Here is a 1,776-nt window from a genome sequence, read left to right on the forward strand (position 1 = left end):
CTTCGAGACCTGCTGGGCGGTGCTGACGGCGCTGTCGACGGTGCCGCTGGACGCCGGGAAGCGAGGCACGCTGCGGCCGCTCACGCGCTGGCTCGGCGACCGCGGTGCCGCCATCAGCGCGCCGGAGTTCGGGCTGGCGCTCGGCCAGATGCGGCGGTACGCGGCCGAAGCGCTGGTCGCCCTGGCGCCGTACGACATCGTGCTGACGCCGACCCTGGCCACGCCGCCGCTCGCCGTCGGCGCGTTGCGCAACGACGCCGACCCGGCCGCGGACTTCGAGGCGCAGAAGCGCTTCACCCCATGGACCTCGGCCTGGAACGTCACCGGCATGCCGGCGATCTCGCTCCCGCTCCACCACACGCCCGAAGGCCTGCCGGTCGGCATCATGCTCGCTGCCCGCCCCGCCGAGGAGGAGCTGCTGCTCTCGCTCGCCGCGCAGGTCGAGGCCGCCGCGCCCTGGAAGGACCGCCACCCGCCGCTCTGGTGAGGCACGAAGTGTGGCAATTGGGGGTCCGAAGTGTCAGTGGGTGGTGATGCATCGAGATCTCGATGGCCCAACACGCACACTTCGTGGGCCCAATTGCCACACTTCGTGACGTCAGGCGAACCAGCCCGGTACGGCGGCCAGGAAGTCGGGCTGGGGGAGGGAGCCGGAGTTCTCGGGGATGACGGCGACGAGCGGGACGCCGGTGATCCGGGTGAGGTCGGTGCGGTTGCACTCCTCGGCCAGCGCCGGGTGGTCGGGCCACGACCCGATGACCAGCCCGGCCGGCTCGACCTGGCAGGCGCGGAGCGCGGTCACGGTGAGCTCGGTGTGGTTGAGCGTGCCGAGGCCGGCCCGGCACACGACGAACACCTCGACGGGGGAGGAGACGGTGTCGCCGGTACGTCGCCGCAGGGCGAACGTCAGGTCCCGCGCGATGTCGAGCAGGGTGCCGCCCTCGGCATCCAGCCGGACCAGCAGTCCGCCGGCGCCCTCGACCAGCACGACGTCGTACGACGGCAGGAGGGTGCGGATGCGCGACACGTGCTCCCGCACGGTCGGGATCGCCACACCCTGGCGGCGTGCGGCGGTGTCGGGCGCGAGGGGCTCGTCGAGGGAGACGAGCTCGAGCACCTCGACGCCGCTCAACGCGGCCACGGTGGCGGTGTCGTGGGGATCCGGGTCCGTGCCGCCGACGCCGGTCTGGACCGGCTTCACCACGAGCACCCGGTTCCCCGCAGCGGCCTCGCGCGCGGCCAGGGCGGCCGTCGCGACGGTCTTGCCGACCCCGGTGTCGGTGCCGGTGACGACGACGACTCGGGTCACTGGTGTTCCTTGACGAGGGCGACGAGGGTCGCGACGGCGCGCGCCCAGTCGTCCTCGGGGATGCCGGCGCTGGCGGTGATCCGCAACCGCGAGATCCCGTCCGGCACCGACGGCGGACGGAAGCAGCCGACACGCAACCCGGCCTCCAGTGCAGCAGCCTGGGCGGCGACGGCGGCCTGCGGCGACGACATCGGGACCGACAGCACGGCGCCTGCCGGAGCGACCACGCCGAGGGCGTCGGCCAGGTCGGCGACGCGGGTCCGGACGGTCTGCGCCAGCTCGGGGCGCGCGACGATCTCCCGCAGCGCGGCCAGCGCGCCAGCAGTCGGTGCAGGTGCCAGGCCGGTGTCGAAGATGAACGGGCGCGCCCGGTTGACCAGGTGCTCGCGCACGGCGGCGGAGCCGAGGACCGCTCCACCCTGGCTGCCCAGCGACTTCGACAGCGTTGCCGTGACCAGGACGTGGGG

Annotated in this window: 3 protein-coding genes; 1 reads left to right on the forward strand and 2 read right to left on the reverse strand. The window is 73.7% G+C overall.

Going from position 1 to position 1,776, the window contains the following annotated elements; translation table 11 throughout:
• A partial coding sequence (locus ACOADB_RS15210) for an amidase family protein (protein WP_378600204.1) occupies nucleotides 1-487 on the forward strand: 487 nt, incomplete at its 5' end.
• Between the two features lie 111 nt (nucleotides 488-598).
• On the opposite strand, the gene bioD is transcribed toward ACOADB_RS15210, so the two are convergent.
• Together bioD and ACOADB_RS15220 are read right to left on the reverse strand one after the other, a co-directional pair.
• Entirely contained in the window at nucleotides 599-1,309 is a 711-nt protein-coding gene (gene bioD / locus ACOADB_RS15215) for a dethiobiotin synthase (protein ID WP_378600206.1), read from the reverse strand.
• Nucleotides 1,306-1,776 (reverse strand): aminotransferase class I/II-fold pyridoxal phosphate-dependent enzyme (locus ACOADB_RS15220; protein WP_378600209.1); only part of this gene is annotated, 471 nt, incomplete at its 5' end. The genes bioD and ACOADB_RS15220, both read right to left, overlap by 4 nt.

The sequence above is a fragment of the Nocardioides sp. CPCC 206348 genome, from assembly GCF_048654705.1.
Classification (GTDB): Bacteria; Actinomycetota; Actinomycetes; order Propionibacteriales; family Nocardioidaceae; genus Nocardioides.